This is a genomic window from Bacteroides sp. AM07-18, assembly GCF_003602695.1.
GTDB classification, from domain to species: domain Bacteria; phylum Bacteroidota; class Bacteroidia; order Bacteroidales; family Bacteroidaceae; genus Bacteroides; species Bacteroides uniformis.
In genome coordinates this window covers 102,803-120,492 of record NZ_QTLM01000005.1, presented here as the reverse complement: position 1 = coordinate 120,492, position 17,690 = coordinate 102,803, and the positions used below count along the sequence as shown (strand labels likewise).

22 protein-coding genes and 1 pseudogene are annotated in these 17,690 nt (G+C 49.6%); 15 read left to right on the top strand and 8 right to left on the bottom strand.

Features of this window, described 5'->3' with window-relative positions:
• The first annotated feature begins 8 nt into the window (after positions 1-8).
• The 15 genes and pseudogenes from DW096_RS09300 to DW096_RS09230 all read left to right on the top strand — a co-directional run bounded on the left by DW096_RS09300 (position 9) and on the right by DW096_RS09230 (position 13,272).
• A complete protein-coding gene (locus tag DW096_RS09300) occupies positions 9-341 on the top strand; it encodes a DUF4133 domain-containing protein (protein ID WP_004291514.1) in 333 nt (110 codons plus the stop codon).
• Positions 338-2,854: a TraG family conjugative transposon ATPase gene (locus DW096_RS09295; protein WP_007487620.1), complete on the top strand. Its 2,517-nt coding sequence runs from the start codon at positions 338-340 to the stop codon at positions 2,852-2,854. Before DW096_RS09300 ends, DW096_RS09295 begins: the two co-directional genes overlap by 4 nt.
• A gap of 34 nt (positions 2,855-2,888) precedes the next feature.
• The gene (locus DW096_RS09290) at positions 2,889-3,269 is read left to right on the top strand and encodes a DUF3876 domain-containing protein (RefSeq protein WP_004348448.1); all 381 of its coding nucleotides are present in this window, start codon (positions 2,889-2,891) and stop codon (positions 3,267-3,269) included.
• A gap of 41 nt (positions 3,270-3,310) precedes the next feature.
• Positions 3,311-3,505: pseudogene (locus tag DW096_RS09285) on the top strand (DUF4141 domain-containing protein); the annotation flags it as partial.
• A 565-nt stretch (positions 3,506-4,070) separates the two neighbouring features.
• Positions 4,071-5,876, top strand: a complete 1,806-nt coding sequence (locus DW096_RS09280; protein ID WP_101542997.1) for a reverse transcriptase/maturase family protein — start codon at positions 4,071-4,073, stop codon at positions 5,874-5,876.
• Entirely contained in the window at positions 5,869-6,405 is a 537-nt protein-coding gene (locus DW096_RS09275) for a conjugal transfer protein TraI (protein WP_120028733.1), read from the top strand. The genes DW096_RS09280 and DW096_RS09275 overlap by 8 nt, the downstream gene beginning before the upstream one ends.
• A gap of 4 nt (positions 6,406-6,409) precedes the next feature.
• Positions 6,410-7,414, top strand: a complete 1,005-nt coding sequence (gene traJ, locus DW096_RS09270; RefSeq protein ID WP_002560977.1) for a conjugative transposon protein TraJ — start codon at positions 6,410-6,412, stop codon at positions 7,412-7,414.
• Between the two features lie 31 nt (positions 7,415-7,445).
• The gene (gene traK / locus DW096_RS09265) at positions 7,446-8,069 is read left to right on the top strand and encodes a conjugative transposon protein TraK (RefSeq protein ID WP_004348447.1); all 624 of its coding nucleotides are present in this window, start codon (positions 7,446-7,448) and stop codon (positions 8,067-8,069) included.
• A gap of 39 nt (positions 8,070-8,108) precedes the next feature.
• The gene (locus DW096_RS09260; RefSeq protein WP_004348446.1) at positions 8,109-8,396 is read left to right on the top strand and encodes a TraL conjugative transposon family protein; all 288 of its coding nucleotides are present in this window, start codon (positions 8,109-8,111) and stop codon (positions 8,394-8,396) included.
• Complete coding sequence (traM, locus tag DW096_RS09255) at positions 8,377-9,723, top strand: conjugative transposon protein TraM (protein WP_004348445.1); 1,347 nt, start codon at positions 8,377-8,379, stop codon at positions 9,721-9,723. The genes DW096_RS09260 and traM overlap by 20 nt, the downstream gene beginning before the upstream one ends.
• A 48-nt stretch (positions 9,724-9,771) precedes the next feature.
• Positions 9,772-10,761: a conjugative transposon protein TraN gene (gene traN, locus DW096_RS09250; RefSeq protein WP_004348444.1), complete on the top strand. Its 990-nt coding sequence runs from the start codon at positions 9,772-9,774 to the stop codon at positions 10,759-10,761.
• A gap of 2 nt (positions 10,762-10,763) precedes the next feature.
• Entirely contained in the window at positions 10,764-11,339 is a 576-nt protein-coding gene (locus DW096_RS09245; protein WP_004348443.1) for a conjugal transfer protein TraO, read from the top strand.
• A gap of 7 nt (positions 11,340-11,346) precedes the next feature.
• Entirely contained in the window at positions 11,347-12,216 is an 870-nt protein-coding gene (locus DW096_RS09240; RefSeq protein ID WP_004348442.1) for a toprim domain-containing protein, read from the top strand.
• A gap of 28 nt (positions 12,217-12,244) precedes the next feature.
• The gene (locus tag DW096_RS09235; RefSeq protein ID WP_004348441.1) at positions 12,245-12,748 is read left to right on the top strand and encodes a DUF3872 domain-containing protein; all 504 of its coding nucleotides are present in this window, start codon (positions 12,245-12,247) and stop codon (positions 12,746-12,748) included.
• On the top strand, positions 12,745-13,272 hold the full coding sequence (locus DW096_RS09230) for a lysozyme (protein ID WP_004348440.1): 528 nt from the start codon (positions 12,745-12,747) through the stop codon (positions 13,270-13,272). Before DW096_RS09235 ends, DW096_RS09230 begins: the two co-directional genes overlap by 4 nt.
• A 61-nt stretch (positions 13,273-13,333) precedes the next feature.
• On the opposite strand, the gene DW096_RS09225 is transcribed toward DW096_RS09230, so the two are convergent.
• The 8 genes from DW096_RS09225 to DW096_RS09190 form a co-directional block, all read right to left on the bottom strand.
• The gene (locus DW096_RS09225) at positions 13,334-13,546 is read right to left on the bottom strand and encodes a hypothetical protein (RefSeq protein WP_007487609.1); all 213 of its coding nucleotides are present in this window, start codon (positions 13,544-13,546) and stop codon (positions 13,334-13,336) included.
• A gap of 23 nt (positions 13,547-13,569) precedes the next feature.
• Positions 13,570-14,640 carry a hypothetical protein gene (locus DW096_RS09220; RefSeq protein WP_004348439.1) on the bottom strand — a complete coding sequence of 357 codons (1,071 nt, stop codon included), beginning with the start codon at positions 14,638-14,640 and terminating at the stop codon, positions 13,570-13,572.
• Between the two features lie 159 nt (positions 14,641-14,799).
• Positions 14,800-15,108 (bottom strand): hypothetical protein, encoded by a 309-nt coding sequence (locus tag DW096_RS09215; protein ID WP_004348438.1) that lies wholly within the window; start codon positions 15,106-15,108, stop codon positions 14,800-14,802.
• A gap of 52 nt (positions 15,109-15,160) precedes the next feature.
• Entirely contained in the window at positions 15,161-15,463 is a 303-nt protein-coding gene (locus DW096_RS09210) for a hypothetical protein (RefSeq protein WP_009037596.1), read from the bottom strand.
• The gene (locus DW096_RS09205; RefSeq protein WP_007487606.1) at positions 15,403-15,633 is read right to left on the bottom strand and encodes a DUF3873 domain-containing protein; all 231 of its coding nucleotides are present in this window, start codon (positions 15,631-15,633) and stop codon (positions 15,403-15,405) included. Before DW096_RS09205 ends, DW096_RS09210 begins: the two co-directional genes overlap by 61 nt.
• 19 nt (positions 15,634-15,652) lie before the next feature.
• Positions 15,653-15,910 carry a hypothetical protein gene (locus tag DW096_RS09200; RefSeq protein ID WP_007487603.1) on the bottom strand — a complete coding sequence of 86 codons (258 nt, stop codon included), beginning with the start codon at positions 15,908-15,910 and terminating at the stop codon, positions 15,653-15,655.
• Between the two features lie 24 nt (positions 15,911-15,934).
• Complete coding sequence (locus tag DW096_RS09195; protein WP_007487601.1) at positions 15,935-17,266, bottom strand: PcfJ domain-containing protein; 1,332 nt, start codon at positions 17,264-17,266, stop codon at positions 15,935-15,937.
• Positions 17,263-17,679: a PcfK-like family protein gene (locus DW096_RS09190; protein WP_007487599.1), complete on the bottom strand. Its 417-nt coding sequence runs from the start codon at positions 17,677-17,679 to the stop codon at positions 17,263-17,265. The genes DW096_RS09195 and DW096_RS09190 overlap by 4 nt, the downstream gene beginning before the upstream one ends.
• Positions 17,680-17,690: the final 11 nt, after the last annotated feature.

The window sequence follows — 17,690 nt, the reverse complement described above, 5'->3', positions numbered from 1 at the left end:
AATAATGTATGGCTGAATACCCAATCAACAAGGGTATCGGCCGTCCGGTAGAGTTCAAGGGCTTGAAGGCACAGTACCTCTTCATCTTCTGCGGAGGTCTGCTGGCTCTCTTCGTCCTGTTCGTCATCCTCTACATGGTCGGTATCGACCAGTGGATATGTATCGGCTTCGGCGCGGCATCGTCCTCCCTCCTTGTATGGCAGACCTTCGCGCTGAACGCCCGGTACGGCGAACACGGGCTGATGAAATTAGGAGCGGCACGGAGCCATCCCCGATACCTTATCAACCGGCGGCGGATAACCCGTCTGTTCAAACGACAACGAAAGGAAGAAAGACAATGAGGAATACATCGAAAATGACAACACTGGAAAACAGGTTCCCACTTTTAGCGGTGGAGCATGGCTGCATCATCTCAAAGGACGCCGACATCACGGTGGCTTTCGAGGTGGAACTACCGGAACTTTACACCGTGACGGGTGCGGAGTACGAGGCGATACACAGTTGCTGGTGCAAGGCTATCAAGGTGCTGCCGGACTACTCCGTCGTACACAAACAGGACTGGTTCATCAAGGAACGCTACAAACCGGAGCTTCAGAAGGACGACATGAGCTTTTTAAGCCGCTCTTTCGAGCGTCACTTCAACGAGCGTCCGTACCTGAAACACACCTGCTACCTCTACCTGACCAAGACAACAAAGGAGCGTAACCGGATGCAGAGCAATTTCAGCACGCTGTGCCGGGGACATATCATCCCGATGGAGCTGGACAGGGAAACCACGACCAAGTTCTTGGAAACCTGCGAACAGTTCGAGCGTATCATGAACGACAGCGGGCTTGTCAGGCTGCGCCGCTTCTCCACCGACGAGATCGTGGGGACGGAGGGTAAGGCGGGACTTATTGAACGCTACTTCTCGCTCATGCCAGAAGGTGACACCACCTTGCAGGACATCGAGCTTTCGGCAAGGGAGATGCGCATCGGCGACAACCGCCTGTGTCTGCACACCCTCTCCGACGCGGAAGACCTGCCGGGCAAGGTGGCTACCGACACCCGTTACGAGAAGCTCTCCACCGACCGGAGTGACTGCCGACTGTCATTCGCCTCCCCGGTGGGGCTTCTGCTCTCCTGCAACCATATCTACAACCAGTATGTGCTGATAGACAACAGTGAGGAAACCTTGCAGAAGTTCGAGAAGTCCGCCCGTAACATGCAGTCGCTATCTCGCTATTCAAGGAGCAACAGCATCAACCGCGAGTGGATAGACCAATACCTGAACGAAGCCCATTCCTACGGACTGACCTCGGTACGGGCACACTTCAACGTCATGGCGTGGAGCGACGATGCGGAGGAACTGAAGCATATCAAGAACGACGTGGGCAGCCAGTTGGCAAGCATGGAATGCGTGCCGCGCCACAACACCATCGACTGCCCGACACTCTACTGGGCGGCGATACCCGGCAATGCGGCGGACTTCCCGGCGGAAGAGAGTTTCCACACCTTCATCGAACAGGCGGTGTGCCTGTTCACAGAGGAAACCAACTACCGCAGCTCGCTCTCGCCCTTCGGCATCAAGATGGTGGACAGGCTCACGGGGAAACCGCTGCACCTCGACATCAGCGACCTTCCGATGAAGCGGGGTATCACGACCAACCGCAACAAGTTCGTGCTGGGTCCTTCGGGCAGCGGCAAGTCTTTCTTCATGAACCACCTCGTGCGCCAATATTATGAGCAAGGCGCACATGTGGTATTGGTGGACACGGGAAACTCCTATCAGGGCTTGTGCGGCATGATCCGACGCAAGACAGGCGGAGCGGACGGTGTGTATTTCACCTACACGGAAGATAAGCCCATCAGCTTCAACCCGTTCTACACCGACGATTACATCTTCGACGTGGAGAAGAAGGACAGCATCAAGACCCTGCTGCTGACGCTCTGGAAGTCGGAGGACGACAAGGTGACAAAGACGGAGAGCGGCGAGCTGGGCAGTGCCGTGAGTGCCTATATTGAGCGCATCCAATCCGACCGTAGCATCGTGCCGTCGTTCAACACCTTCTACGAGTATATGCGTGACGACTACCGCAAGGAACTGGCACAGCGTGACATCAAGGTGGAGAAGTCCGACTTCAACATCGACAACATGCTCACCACCATGCGGCAGTATTACCGGGGCGGACGCTACGACTTCCTGCTCAACTCCACGGAGAACATCGACCTGCTCGGCAAGCGGTTCATTGTCTTCGAGATAGATTCGATTAAGGAAAACCGCGAACTGTTCCCCGTCGTGACCATCATCATCATGGAAGCCTTCATCAACAAGATGCGGCGACTGAAAGGGGTACGGAAACAGCTTATTGTGGAAGAGGCTTGGAAGGCTCTCTCTTCAGCGAACATGGCTGAATATCTGCGCTATATGTACAAGACAGTCAGAAAATATTACGGCGAGGCAATCGTGGTGACGCAGGAGGTGGACGACATCATCAGTTCTCCGGTGGTCAAAGAGAGCATCATCAACAACTCGGATTGTAAAATCCTGCTTGACCAAAGGAAATATATGAACAAGTTCGACCAGATACAGGCGTTGCTCGGACTGACGGAAAAGGAGAAGTCGCAGATACTCTCCATCAACATGGCGAACAACCCTTCACGGCTCTACAAAGAGGTGTGGATAGGCTTGGGTGGCACACAATCGGCGGTCTATGCCACCGAGGTCAGTGCAGAAGAGTATCTGGCGTACACCACCGAGGAAACGGAGAAAGTGGAGGTTTACCATCTGGCGGAGAAGTTGGGCGGCGACATCGAAGCCGCCATCCGGCAACTTGCCGAGAAGCGGAGAAACAAGGAAACAACCAACAATTAAAAATGAATTTATCAACGAAAAAAGAAAAATGCGTATGAATTTACAGACAGTGAAAATGCTGCAAGTCAGCAAGTGTCTGATCGGATTGGCGGTCATGATGCTGCAATCCTGCGACGTGGCCGACAACCTCCGTGATATGCTGTGCGGGAACTGGGAGAGCGTGGAGGGGAAGCCCGATGTGCTTATCTACAAGGAGGGCGAAGCCTACAAGGTGACGGTGTTCCGCCGGAGCGGTCTGCGCCGCAAGCTGAAACCGGAAACCTATCTCTTGCAGGAGGAAAACGGCAACCTGTTCATGAACACCGGCTTCCGCATCGACGTGTCCTACAACGAGGCCACGGACGTGCTGACCTTCTCGCCGGGCGGCGACTATGTGCGGGTGAAACCGCAGCCGGGACACCCGACAGAAGAATAACAACCACTAAAATCCAAAGTAACATGAGAACAAGAATAACAATGATTATCTGCCTGTGCCTGCTTTTCGCAGGCAGGGCAAGCGCACAGTGGGTCGTAAGCGATCCGGGCAATCTGGCGCAGGGTATCATCAATGCCTCCAAAAACATCATCCATACCTCCAAGACTGCCACGAACATGGTGAGCAACTTTCAGGAAACGGTGAAAATCTATCAGCAGGGCAAAAAGTATTACGATGGTGCGCCCGTATAGGCGATATAATAAATGTAGCATTGGCAAGCTATTAGGTAAGTGTTCCAATATTTACCTATCATCACCAGCTTATCTGCCCACGAAAGGACGGCAGGGAGTATAGCACGCTGGAAAGCCATAAGTCAATTAGTTATCAAATTGCAACTGAATGGTGAGATGAAACAGATAGATACGAGGATAAAATCCAAACTGATTGAATGATAGTCCAAGTGAACCCAGTATGTTTTATAGTGAAAGATAACTTAACTCGCTATACCGTAATACCTCTGTTGCGAGCGTCGTGTAGTAGAGGCAGGAACAAATTACGGCACAACCGCAGTAAGCGGTAACGGGCGGAAGTCATATCCGACAATCTATCATAGCCATGTTATTATATCGTAAACGGGGATTGCCTAAATCGGAACGCCGCAAGGCTATTAGGTACAGACCTATGAAAATCCGACAAGGCAACGGAGCTTCCGTAGTAGTCTGAGCAGGGGAAAGCCCTGTACATGGCGAAGGGAAGCAGCTAATAATTTTAATGCAAATAACGGAAAATGTGAGAGACATTATGAGAAGTCCAGAGTATGTATTAAACAGTCTAACGGAACACAGTGAAAATTTGAATTACAAGTTTGAACGCTTGTACCGTATCTTTTTCAATGAGGAAATGTATTACGTTGCCTACCAACGCATATATGCGAAACCGGGCAATATGACAGCAGGTGCAGATGGGAAAACCATTGACCAAATGAGCCTGAACCGAATTGAACAACTGATAACATCGTTGAAAGATGAGAGTTATCAGCCCCAACCTTCAAAACGGATGTATATCCCAAAGAAAAATGGGAAAATGCGTCCATTAGGTGTACCAGCTTTTAATGATAAATTATTGCAGGAAGTGGTCAGAATGATATTGGAAGCCATCTATGAAAGACAGTTTGAAAAAACGTCACATGGCTTCCGACCTCTAAGAAGCTGCCACACTGCCTTGTCTGATATTCAGAAGACATTTTCGGGCGTGAAATGGTTCGTAGAAGGTGATATTAAGGGATTTTTCGACAATATCAATCATGAGATACTGATAGGTATTCTGAAAGAACGTATCGCTGACGAAAGATTTATTCGCTTGATTAGAAAATTTCTGAATGCAGGATATATCGAAGACTGGAACTTTCATAACTCCTACAGCGGAACACCGCAAGGCGGAATTGTCAGCCCTATCTTGGCAAACATATACCTTGATAAATTGGATAAATTCATGAAGGAATACACTGAAAAATTTGATAAGGGGAAAGAACGGAAAAGAACTAAACAGGTAGTATCACTTGAAGGCAAACGACACCGTATTCTGAAAAAGTTGAAAGTGGTAAAAGACAAAAGTGAAAGGTCAGAATTGATAAGACAATATAAGGCTTATCAAAAAGAAGGTTTGCAGTATTCTGATGGTGACGAAATGGATATGAACTACAGAAAACTCAAATATGTGAGATATGCGGATGATTTTCTAATTGGAATTATTGGCAGTAAACAAGATGCTATCATCATCAAAGAGGACATAAAGAACTTCCTCTATGAAAAGTTGGCTCTTACACTGTCCGATGAGAAAACACTTATCACCCATGCTGAAAACGCTGCAAAATTTCTCGGATATGAGATTTTTGTAAGGAAATCCAATGACACCAAAAGAAGCAAATACGGAGTACTAAGACGTGTCTTCAATAAGAGGATACAATTGGCACTTGGAAAGGATACGTTTAAGAAAAAGTTGCTCGAATATCGTGTTTTAGAAATAAAGATACACAACGGCAAGGAGTATTGGAAAGCAAAATCCCGTCCCAAACTTTCAAACAACAATGACTTTGAGATACTTGACAGGTACAACAAGGAAATAAAGGGCATTTACAATTACTATTGTTTGGCTAATAATTGTAGTAGTCTGTCAAAACTTGGGTATATCATGAAATATAGTATGTACAAAACATTTGCGCAGAAATATCGGACAACGATGTCGCAAATCCGAAAAAAGTACACCAAGAATGGACTTTTTTCAGTTAGATACTATTTAAAGAACGGTACTACCAAAGACTTGACCTTTTATCATGGTGGGTTCAAAAAGAAAAATCCAATGAACATTAAGGATTTAGACAACTTGCCCAAATTCACATATCATCCTACAAACACAAGTCTTATAGATAGGCTGAAAGCGGAAAAATGTGAATTATGTGGAGCAGTCGATAAGTTAGTGATGCACCATGTGAGAAAATTAAAAAATCTTCAAGGGAAAACTACCTGCGAAAAACAAATGATGGCTCGCAAACGAAAGACTATTGCCATATGTGGTAAGTGCTACAAAAAACTCAGTAACAATGGATAGATTGATATTATTAGTAGAAAGCCGGATACGCGGAGACGTGTACGTCCGGTTTGGGGGCGAGCTTCCGAAAACCCACCGTAGTAATACGGCAGGGCGTTGGATGCTTAGCCTACCCCTCAAATCGGTGAACAATCTCGTCAAGGACGCCCGCAAGGTGCAGCAGACCATCCTGATGGTAGGCGACATCACCGACATTTATGTAAACAGTTTCCAAAGGATGCTCCGTGATGGAAATTTCAGACCAGAAGAGCTGTCGGCAATCGCTTTCGGTTACACGAAACTGCTGGAAGAGAGCAACGAAGTGTTGACGGAACTGAAGAATGTGGTGAACATCACCACGCTCTCCATGACCGACAAGGAGCGCATGGACGTGGTGGAACGCTGCTACTCCAAAATGAAGCGTTACCGCAACCTTGTGAGCTATTACACCAACAAGAACATCTCCGTGAGTTATCTGCGTGCAAAGAAAAAGAACGACCTCGACCGCATCATGGGGCTGTACGGGAACATGAACGAAAGATACTGGTAAGCCTATGGAGTTCGATAACCTTCATCAGATTTTACGCTCACTTTATGAGCAGATGATGCCGCTATGTGGGGACATGGCGGGTGTGGCGAAAGGCATCGCCGGGCTGGGTGCGCTGTTCTACGTCGCCTACCGGGTATGGCAGTCGCTGGCGAGAGCCGAACCGATAGACGTATTCCCGATGCTCCGTCCTTTTGCCATCGGTCTGTGCATCATGTTCTTCCCGACTGTGGTGCTGGGCACGATAAACAGCATCCTCTCACCCGTTGTACAGGGCACGGCAAAGATGCTGGAGGCGGAAACGCTGGACATGAACCGATACAGGGAGCAGAAGGACAAGCTGGAATACGAGGCGATGGTGCGCAACCCCGAAACCGCCTACCTCGTGTCCAACGAGGAATTTGACAAGCAACTGGAGGAACTCGGCTGGTCGCCCTCCGACATGGTGACGATGGCGGGAATGTATATCGACCGGGGAATGTACAATATGAAGAAGAGCATCCGCGACTTCTTCCGCGAGATACTGGAACTGCTGTTCCAAGCCGCCGCCCTCGTGATAGACACCGTCCGCACCTTCTTTCTCGTGGTGCTGGCGATACTCGGTCCGATAGCCTTCGCCCTGTCGGTATGGGACGGTTTCCAAAGCACGCTCACGCAGTGGATATGCCGCTACATACAGGTCTATCTGTGGCTTCCGGTGTCGGACATGTTCAGCACCATACTGGCGAAGATACAGGTGCTGATGCTGCAAAGCGACATCGAGCGGATGCAGGCAGACCCGAACTTCTCGCTGGATTCGAGCGACGGGGTGTATATCGTGTTCCTCTGCATCGGCATCATCGGCTACTTCACCATTCCCACCGTTGCCGGCTGGATTATCCAAGCCGGAGGCATGGGCGGTTACGGTCGCAACGTGAACCAGATGGCGGGACGAGCCGGAAGCATGGCGGGCAGCGTGGCGGGTGCAGCCGCAGGAAACGTGGTCGGACGTGCCGGGAAACTGCTGAAATAATCAACTGACAATTAAAAACGAATAAACAACAATGGAATTTAAGTCACTTAAAAACATCGAATCATCGTTCAGGCAGATACGCCTGTTCGGTATCGTCTTCCTCTCGCTGTGCGCCGTGGTGACGGTGTGGAGCGTGTGGAACTCCTACCGTTTCGCGGAGAAGCAACGGGAGAAAATCTATGTGTTGGACAACGGCAAATCGCTGATGCTTGCGCTGTCGCAGGATCTGTCGCAGAACCGTCCAGCGGAGGCACGGGAGCATGTGCGCCGCTTCCACGAGCTTTTCTTCACGCTGTCACCTGAAAAAAGCGCGATTGAACACAACGTAAAACGTGCCTTGCTGCTGGCAGACAAGAGCGTGTACCACTATTATTCGGACTTCGCCGAGAAGGGGTACTACAACCGCATCATCGCCGGGAACATCAACCAAGTGTTGAAGGTGGACAGCGTGGTGTGTGACTTCAACGCCTATCCCTACCGTGCCGTGACTTACGCCACGCAGAAAATCATCCGGCAGAGCAACGTCACCGAGCGCAGCCTCGTGACTACCTGCCGCCTGCTGAACGCATCGCGGTCGGACGACAACCCCAATGGCTTCACCATCGAGGGCTTCACCATCATCGAGAACAAGGATTTACAGACAATCAAACGGTAACGGATTATGAAACGGAAAGTAAAAAGTATCAGAAAAACAATGTGGGGCGCATACTGGAAGCTCCACGACAAACGGAAACGGCTGGTGGCAAGGCTCAAAGGGTATTTGGACGGTTTGCCGCCGGAAACACGCCGCCGCATCATGCTGGGGATGCTCGCCGCCTTCGCGGTGCTTGCCCTCTATACCTTCGGCAGAGCCGTCTATGACATCGGCAGAAACGACGGCTCACGCATGGAAACGGGACACGCCGGACGGGTGGAACTGCCGACCCCGGTGGAAACAGACAATCACTTAACACCTTATTCATATGGAACAGACGAAGAATGAACCGACGAAAGAGAACAAAGCCGCTCCCGACACGGGAAAGCCGAAAAAGGGGCGCGAACCGCTGACAGAGGCTCAGCGGCTGAAACGGCAGAAGATGATCGTGTTGCCCGCTATGGTGCTGGTCTTCATTGGGGCGATGTGGCTGATATTCGCCCCGTCCTCCGGCAAGGAACAACCGCCGGGAACGGACGGATACAACACCGAAATGCCCGACGCTGACAAGGCGAACAAGCAGATTATCGGCGACAAGTTGAAAGCCTACGAGCATGGGGAGATGGAAGAGCGTCAGGAGAGCCGCAACCGTACCATCGGGCAGTTGAGCGACATGTTCGACCGCGAGATAGCGGGAACGGAGGACGGAACGAACTTCGACCTCGCCAATCCGGGCGGCAAGGAGGAAAAGGCACAGCCTGCCGCACCGCAGACTATCCAATCCTCCGCTGCCGCCTACCGTGACCTGAACGCCACCCTCGGCAACTTCTACGAACAGCCGAAGAACGACAATGCCGAGATGGATGAGCTGTTGGAGCGCATCGCCTCGCTGGAATCGGAACTGGAAAGCGAAAAAGGCAGGACTTCATCTATGGACGAACAGGTGGCACTTATGGAGAAGTCCTATGAGCTGGCGGCAAAGTACATGGGCGGTCAGAACGGAGGAAAGCCGGAACAGGCGGCAGAGCCTTCCACCGTGCAGAAGGGAAAGAAGAACACGGCGACACCCGTAAGGCAAGTGACCCGCCAAATCGTTTCCTTCCTTGCACAGCCCATGAGCAACGCGGAGTTTGTCGCCACCTTCTCGCAGGAACGCAACCGGGGGTTCAACACGGCTGTCGGCACTACAGAGGTATCGGACCGGAACACCATACCGGCGTGTGTGCATGGGGCGCAGAGCGTGACGGATGGGCAGACAGTAAGGCTTCGCCTGCTGGAGCCTATGGCGGTGGCGGGCAGGACAATCCCCCGCAATGCGGTGGTGGTCGGCACGGGCAAGATACAGGGGGAACGGCTCGACATCGAGATTACCTCGCTGGAATATGACGGTACGATTATCCCCGTGGAGCTTGCGGTCTATGACACGGACGGACAGCCCGGCATCTTCATCCCGAACTCGATGGAGATGAACGCCGTCAGGGAGGTCGCCGCCAACATGGGAGGTTCGTTGGGTAGCAGCATCAACATCTCCACCAATGCCGGGGCGCAGCTCGCCTCCGACTTGGGCAAGGGGCTGATACAAGGCACAAGCCAGTACATAGCCAAGAAAATGCGAACCGTAAAGGTGCATCTGAAAGCCGGGTACAGGGTTATGCTCTATCAGGAAAAGGACTGAAAACAATAATCAATCAAAAAAACATTTACCACTAAAAATCCAAAAGTAATGAGAAAAGTAATCATCATGTTTGCCCTCGCTATGGGCATCGCATCTGCCCACGCGCAGGAGAATGTAACCGTTGAAACAACCAACGGAAGTAATGAACAGCCGACCTTGACAAAGGAGGTCTATCCGCAGAAGGAGGCGGACGGCGACCTGTATCACGGGCTGTCACGCAAGCTGACCTTCGACCGCATGATACCGCCGCACGGTCTGGAAGTGACCTACGACAAGACTGTCCACGTCATCTTTCCGGCGGAGGTGCGCTATGTCGATTTAGGCTCGCCCGACCTGATTGCCGGGAAAGCCGACGGAGCGGAGAACGTCATCCGCGTGAAGGCTACCGTGAGAAATTTTCCCAACGAAACGAATATGTCCGTCATCACGGAAGACGGCAGTTTCTACACCTTCAACGTGAAGTACGCCGCCGAACCGCTGTTGCTCAACGTGGAGATGTGCGACTTCATCCATGACGGCAGCACGGTGAACCGCCCGAACAACGCGCAGGAAATCTATCTGAAAGAGCTGGGCAGCGAAAGCCCGATGCTGGTGCGCCTTATCATGAAGTCCATCCACAAACAGAACAAACGGGAGGTGAAGCATATCGGCTGCAAGCGTTTCGGCATCCAGTATCTTCTCAAAGGCATCTACACGCATAACGGATTGCTCTATTTCCACACGGAGATAAAGAACCAGAGCAACGTGCCTTTCGATGTGGACTATATCACATGGAAAATCGTGGACAAGAAGGTGGCGAAGCGTACCGCCATGCAGGAGCAGATCATCCTGCCGCTCCGAGCGCAGAACTACGCCACCCTCGTGCCGGGCAAGAAAAGTGAACGCACGGTCTTCACGATGGCTAAGTTCACCATCCCCGACGACAAATGCCTTGTGGTGGAACTGAACGAGAAGAACGGCGGCCGTCACCAGTCCTTCGTGATTGAGAACGAGGATTTGGTACGCGCGGGTACCATCAACGAACTTCAAGTACGCTGACCATGAGAAAGTACATCGCAATAATCATCGCGTCGCTTGCCCTTTTCACGGGGCAGGCGCACGCCCAGCGATGCCTGCCGAAAATGCAGGGTATCGAGGTGAGGGCGGATATGGCGGATGGCTTTAATCCCGGCGGCAAGGATGGCGGGTACAGTTTCGGGGCGGCACTCTCCACTTACACGAAGAAGGGGAACAAGTGGGTGTTCGGTGGCGAATACCTCCTGAAGAACAACCCCTATAAGGACACCAAGATACCCGTGGCGCAGTTCACGGCGGATGGCGGATATTACTTCAAGATACTGTCGGACGCCCGAAAAATCGTGTTCGTCTATGCTGGGGCTTCGGCTCTCGCCGGATATGAGTCTGTGAATTGGGGGAAGAAAATGCTGCATGACGGCTCCACGCTGCACGACCGGGACGCCTTCATCTACGGCGGCGCGCTGACGCTCGATGTGGAATGCTACGTGGCAGACCGTATAGCCCTGCTTGCCAATCTGCGGGAGCGTTGCCTTTGGGGTGGCGACACGCGGAAGTTTCACACGCAGTTCGGGGTCGGTATCAAGTTCATCATCAACTGACACGGGCATGGAAAGGACGGAAATAGATGCTGTCAGAAGGATGCCGCTTGCGGATTTTCTCGCACGGCTGGGGCATGAGCCTGTTAGAAGGAGCGGTAACGAGCTGTGGTATCTTGCCCCGTACAGGGGCGAGCGCACACCCTCTTTCCGTGTGAACGTGGCGAAACAGCTCTGGTACGACTTCGGTTTGGGCAAGGGCGGCGACATCTTCACGCTTGCCGGGGAGTTTCTGCAAAGCGATGACTTTAGGACGCAGGCGAAGTTCATAGCGGAAGCCGCCAACATGACGGTGACCGGATGGGAAAAACCCGCCTATCTCCCGAAGCCGATTGAACCCGTCTTTGAGGATGTGGAGGCAGTTCCGTTGTTTCGTTCACCGCTGACGGAGTATCTGGCAGAACGGGGCATCCCTTACGCCATCGCATCCCGTCACTGTTGCCGTCTTAACTACGGCGTTCGTGGGAAACGGTATTTTGCCGTCGGCTTCCCGAACATGGCAGGTGGCTATGAAGTCAGAAGCCGATATTTCAAGGGTTGCATCCCGCCAAAAGATATGTCTTTGGTAATGGCTAAAGAAATTCCGGCTGACGAATGCCTCGTGTTCGAGGGCTTCATGGACTTCCTTTCTGCGGTGACGCTTGGCGTAACCGGTAACGCTGACTGCCTTGTGCTGAACTCCGTCGCCAACGTGGAGAAGGCGGCGGGATTGCTGGACGGCTACGGGCGCATCGACTGTTTCCTTGACCGTGACGAAGCCGGACGGCGGACGCTTGCCGCACTTGTGGGGCGATACGGGGAGCGTGTCACCGACCGTTCCTCCCTCTATGACGGTTGCAAGGACTTGAACAAGTACCTGCAACTGACAACGAAAAATTAAAAAACAACCATCTAAAAATCGAAGAACAATGAACATACTGAACAACAGAAACAAGAGAACATCCATCTTCAAGGCGGTGGCGTTATGCCTGATAGCCGCCGTGTCATTCACCCTCGTATCGTGCGACGACGACATGGACATTCAACAGTCCTATCCCTTCACGGTGGAGGTCATGCCCGTGCCGAACAAGGTGACAAAGGGGCAGACGGTGGAAATCCGCTGTGAGCTGAAAAAGAAGGGCGACTTCGCTAACACGCTTTACACTATCCGCTATTTTCAGTTTGAGGGAGAAGGAAAGTTGAAAATGGACAACGGCATCACCTTCCTGCCCAACGACCGCTACCTGCTGGAGAACGGGAAGTTCCGTCTGTACTACACGGCGGAGGGTGAAGAAGCACACAACTTCATCGTGGTGGTGGAGGACAACTTCGGCAACTCCTTCGAGTTGGAATTTGACTTCAACAACCGGAATGTAAAGGATGACGGTTTGACCATCGTTCCCATCGGCAACTTCAGCCCCTTGTTGAAATGATGCGTGTATTCATGATAATGCTCTGTTCGCTTCTGGCGGTCTGTTCCGTATCTGCACGGACCAGCCGCCAAGAGGAAACGGACGGGCAGGCGGCAATCTACCGTCTGCCACTTATGGAACGGGCTTTTTTATGCTGTCGCTATTTTGAGGGCTGGCACTCAGAAAAACACCATCCATACGTGGGTTGGGGTCACAAACTTTTGCCAAACGAGAAGTATTCAGCACGAACCATGACAAAATGGGACGCGGATGAACTTTTGCGGAAAGACCTGCGCAAATTTGTCGCCATGTTCCGTAAATTCGGAGTTGATTCGACTTTGCTTGGCACGTTAGCTTACAATGTGGGACCGGCGAAGCTGTTAGGCAGCAAGACACTCCCCAAAAGTACCTTAATCAAGAAATTGGAAGCTGGCGACAGGAACATTTACCGTGAGTATATCGCCTTCTGCAACTACAAGGGTAAACGCCACGCCATGCTGCTCAAACGGAGAAAAGCGGAGTTTGCGCTGTTGTATATCCCATAAATGTAAATAGACAAAAGAACCTCCGATGAAACCACAACTTCATCGGAGGTTTTCCGGTTTGTTAAAATTGAATTTTTACTTCTTTCTCTTTAATATGTATCACATCTCCCATAATCGTCATAGGGCACATTTTCCCATTCCAAGGTTCATCATAACATTCATCTTTATCATACTTTTCTTTTTCACAAAACGAATGCAATGGGCATACATAACCATATTTGTGCAATCTCGTTAAATATGAAAATAATGCATTGTGCCCTATTAGTGCCAACATATCATCAGATAATTTTTCGGAATCTATTGAGGATGAAGGTGTGGATTAAAATCGCCACTGTCTGTATAGCTATAAGGCATTCCTAAAAAATCTATTAACGTTTTAATTCGTTCCTTAGATAAGGGTTGGTAATCAGTAATCAAAGTTAAGATAGGAACAAATCCTTTGGCAGGACGAATTCGTTCCAAAACTTCGCCAATATAATCGATTCCGACTCGGACACTTTTAAAAAAGACTTGTTTGAATGTGTCTATAAGAGTATCAAAAAAGTCACAAACTGACATTGCTTTTCCCTTGATGTATATTTTATCTTCATTGACGAACCGTTCAAACAATTCTATTGCAGATAAATCCGGATTTTCATTCGCGTATGCTAAGTTATCTATTAGAACTTCAGCAGGAGAAAGGCTAAACAAAGATATATAGCAAATAGTTATCAGTTTTATATTATCAGATGCTATTGCAGAAAAATGTTGTTCTGCAATAATCTTAATTAAATTATATGGGAGGTCAAATTCTTCATGAGTTGCAGTTTCATCTATGAGCATTTGATACAATGCTGCCATACTCTCCTTAATAATGTTAGCACCCAAAACAATGGTTTGTTTTGAACCATCCGTAAAACTGATATCTAATGTTATTATTGGTAAATTTCTATTATTTACCTTTTTATAGTTTCTATGGATGCAAATCCGTTCACTTACATCTATTTTAAAATTATTTCTCCGTGTATCTGAAAGTGGGCAATATCCTGTTCCACATTCTACAATATCCATTTTATTCTTCAATCCTTGAGAATAATCAATATTTAATGGGAGAGTGATAGTAGATGTAGCATTTTCTACAAAAGCATATGTTTCCGCCATTATATTATATCGAACCATACTATCATATAGTCCCCACGGAGTTGATACATTTTGAAGAAAGTGGATGTATTCATGAACAAGAGTTCCTAATGTTGGGACATCAAGTTCATCGATGTTTCCATCAAAAGAATTGTGAATACGAATCTGCATAAACGCCGGCTGATATTCACCTTTACTATTATTTCGTTCTGTTATGATGTGCTTTTGACTTATTGTTAATTCACACATAATATTACTATGATTATGAGTATCAATACTTTTACAAAGATACTCATAATATTTTATATATCGCTAACAAGCGATTGAAACAAAGGTTTCTTTGCTACTTTCTTTGTCCGCCATCATGCTCACTGAAAGAAAGTAGGGCGGCTCTCGCCGCCCCTCCACTCAAAAGCGTGTGTAAAGTCCCGTCACCATCGTGAACATTTCCTCCAACATATCAAAATAGATGCCCTCGTGTATGGCAATGTCCTTTGTTCTGCTCTCGAATGTCTTTTTGCTGAATGTCCTGCGGTAGAAACGCATATTGTAGAGGTCTGCCCCTGCATCATAGATGATGTCAAGGCGGTTGGCACTTGTCTTGTTCCTTGCAAGGCTCATCCGTAAGCCGTTGCCCATATCTATGAAGTCACGGCTTCCCGTCATGGCGGTGAAGCGTCTTCCGCCTATCTGCTGTAATATCGTCTGTGCTATCATATCCGTTGTTTTAGGGTTTTAAGTGTTGGCGGTGCGGACACCGCCAACTTGTTCAAAATTCTCGCATCTCGGCAATGGGTGTCTGTCGTTGCAGCCACTCTTTCACACACTCCATATTATACTCGCTCGTGATGACTGCCGTATGGCTGTCGGTGGCGGTGAAACGTGTGCTTTCGTAATCATCTATCCACCCTTTGAGGGTGTTCGTTCCCCACGCTTGGGCTTCGTCAAAGATACCGTCCAATGCCGTGATAGGTTCGCTGAATTTGACTATCAGCGTTTGATAGGTCGTGTTCATCGGTTGCCCTCCTTTCCCTGCTTTGCGTTCAGCCACTTGTTCCTTGCGGTTCGGCACTCGTCCAATGTGGGTTTGACACAAGCGAACAGTTCTCCGTCCGTATGGCGGTAGTCGTACTGCACAAGTGTCCGCTTGCGTCTGCCGATACCCGATTGGAAACGCTCATATTTCTCCGTACCTGCTTCCGTACAGGTGCTTACTCCGTTGATGGTCATTCGTGTTGCCATAATGTTGCTTTTTAGATGATTAAAAATGTACTGACAGAACTCTGTCCTTCATCACCATTTCGGGGTTGCTCGTGTAGCGTTGATGCAGGTAGAAATGGTGTGAGCCGAAGCCGTAAAGGAAAAACTTGTCAAGTTCGTGCTTCTCGGCAAACTCCTTCACACTCCTTCTCAATCCCTCCTCACTCGTTGTGAGAGTGAGGAGATTTACAAATTCAATGAACATCGTGGGAATTGCATCATCCCACACACAAATCATGCTTTCGATTCTTACTTCCATATCAATGTTGTTTTAGGGTTTATGCTATGCCGCTTTCATCCGCTCACGGATAAGGTTGGCGTTCTTGTTCACAAGGTCTATGATGCGTTCGTGGTATTCGGTGTCTTGGTTGTACTTGCCGTGGCACTGCACCACCTTGAGTGTCCGCAAATCCACCTCTACGGTTTCAATTATCTCACCGCCAATCCTTGCCGAGAGTATGAGGGTGTCGGCTTTCTTGTAGTATTCACTGCCGAACACGCAGATGTTCTGTGCCTTGCCCTCGCTGTAATACTCGTCTATGCTTTCAAGCACCTTGATGATTATTTCCTCGTCCGTGATTACCAATCCGAAGAATTTGGATTTGTTGGCGATGAAATCCTCCGCATCTTTTTCCCTTTGCAGTTGCCGCTGTTGCTCACGCTCACGCCTTTCAATCTCCCAGCGGCGGCGTTGCTCTGCTCGTTCCTTCTCGTGTATGGTTTCAATCTTTCGGGTTGCGTTGTCGTGTGCCGCCATGAAATCTTCGGGGCAGATGTTCTTCGGGTTGCGGAGGTCTTGACCGAGTTTGTTGAGCATACGCAAATAGTCGCACCACATGGAGAAGTTGTCTATCAGATACTTGTGACGCTTGGCAATCAGATATGATGCCCAGCATTCATCGGCAGTACGGGCATTGAAAATAAAGTGTTTCATAACCTCAATCTCACCGCCTTTCATAAGGGTTTCAATTCTTGGGTCAGAAAGCAAGGCTTTGAAAAGACGCACGGGGGAAATGCCGTGGAAATCGCCCTTGAAGCCGTTACGTCTGAGTTGAGGTAATACCCTCATTTTGGGATATGCACAGCTTCTTGCCACAACATCATCGTATAGGCTGTTGTGCGGTCTTATCTCCATCGCGCTGCACAATGCCCATACATCGCAGTAATAGAATGTGAAGCCACGGAGCAACGCCATGTCTGTAACCTTACCGTCGGGTGAAATCCAACGCTGCACAACCTCGTGGCAGTAGAATTGCATCGGCTCGCCTTTCCTGCTTTCGCATCTGACCTGCGCCACACGGATTACCTGATAGCCTTTGCAGATGGTTATCACGCTGAAATATTGCGTTTCCTTGTAGATACGTTTGCGTGTGTCCTGCACTTTGAGTTTGGCATGGCATTGGGAACAGGTGCAACCTTCAAGGGTGTCGCATAGTCCACTGTCACTGTGCCACTCGTGACCGCAGTCGGAGCAGGTAATGTTCCCTTTCTTGGTGCGGTAGCCGATATGTTCAACGCAGTGGCGGTATGCCCATTCAATTTGTGTCGTTGATATGGGGCGGAGGTTGGCTGAAAGTCTTGCCACCTCTTTCTGTATCTTGGTCTTCGGTTTCATAAGCCTAAATCAAATAATGAGGGTTGGGGGTGGTTTTCTTTTCTCGCTGACGGTCTGTTGCGGTTCTGCAACTTGCGGAGTTCCTCCTCTTGGTATCTGCGGACTGCATTCTGACGTGCCTCCGCCTTTTCCTCTTCCGTGAGTTCCACAACATGGTTCACCACCACTTGGCAGTTCATAGGTTTGCCCACCTCTATCTCGTTTTCCTCATAGTAGTGGATGGCTTGCCCGAATATCTCTCCGTCCGTGAAGCCGTTGCAACCACTTTTCTGCACATGGTTCAGAATGTGGGTCACGCACTCGTCTATGTTCTTGGCAGGGTTGCGGTACTTCTTCGCAAAGAGCGTATCTTCCTCCGCCCGCTGTTCCAGATACATTTGTATCGTTCTTTTGAAATGGTCTGTTCCTTTCATATCGCTGTCGT